This window comes from Halococcus sp. AFM35 (assembly GCF_051195015.1).
Taxonomy (GTDB): domain Archaea; phylum Halobacteriota; class Halobacteria; order Halobacteriales; family Halococcaceae; genus Halococcus.
Map to the genome: position 1 here is coordinate 1 of NZ_JBNTJU010000097.1, position 1,093 is coordinate 1,093.

General features: G+C 55.6%; 1 pseudogene. It reads right to left on the reverse strand.

Annotation, left to right across the window (positions count from 1 at the left end):
- A pseudogene (locus ACQUQO_RS18230) lies at window positions 1-1,093 on the reverse strand (transposase); the annotation flags it as partial.

The following is a 1,093-nucleotide window of genomic DNA, read 5'->3' on the forward strand; positions in this document are numbered from 1 at the left end:
CTTTCGCTATCGACGCGTTCTTCACCTTAATCGTCCCGGTGAACCGTGTTTTCTCCCCATCTTGATGATACACCTCATTGACCAATGACTCAGCACCGGCGCGTAGATTCAGAAACTCTTCCTCGGCTGGATCGTCCATCCGCTTCCGACGGTGGGCGAGTTCTACCCTCCGCTCGTAGAAACCATAGCTGTAGAACTGCTGTTTCTCCTTCACGAAGCAGTTCTCCTTGAGTGGACAGCCCTCACAGAACTCGCTGTCCATTCGGCCCGAGATCCGGCCACTCTCCATGTACCGCTGCTCGAATGGTTCGTGTCCCGCAGGACACGCAACCATTCTGTGTCCGTCCCACTCTGCGTCCGCAAGCGACAACTTCTCTTCAGAAGGCGGCTGGCCAGTCAGCCCAGTAAAGTGCTGCGTGATCCCATGATCATCGCAGCACGACTCTACTTCTTTGTGCGTGTAGCCACCGTCCACCAGAAGATCTGTCAACCCTGTCTCGGCGGGTAACTCTGCTACATCTTCCGCTAGAAGGTCACTATCGTCCGTGTTGTTGGTATCTATCCGAACGGTCGTAATGAGCCGGAACGGATTGTCGCCGTCACAGGTTTCAGCCAAGTTCGCTTTGTATCCGCAGTGGGACTCACTTCCCTTCCGGCGGTACGTCGCATCTATGTCGTGTGGATTTTGCATCGAGTCGCTACTGATCTCGTCGGGCTGTTTCAGCCCGACGCGATCTTGATCGGGGTCAGTCTCCCCTGGCGGAGATGGCTCACCACTGGCCGTGTCTGTCTCGTCTTCAGGAGACGTGAAGTTCCTGATTGGTTCCCATCCCGGTGACGGCGGGTCACCGGGATGGTCATCATCGTCAGTATCCTCCTCAGAATCCAACTCGTCGTTTTCGAGTTCGCCAATGCGATAGCACTGCTCGTCAAGGACCTGCTGAAGATGAGCAAAACTCACACGTTCAGCATATTCCTCGTCGTCGGCAAACCGCTCAACGAGCCACGCGGTATGCTCGACGAGTGTTTCCATCGTCGAGTCAACCTCTCCCGGCTCCAGTTCATACGAGAGCTCAAGATTCTCCGTCTCGGC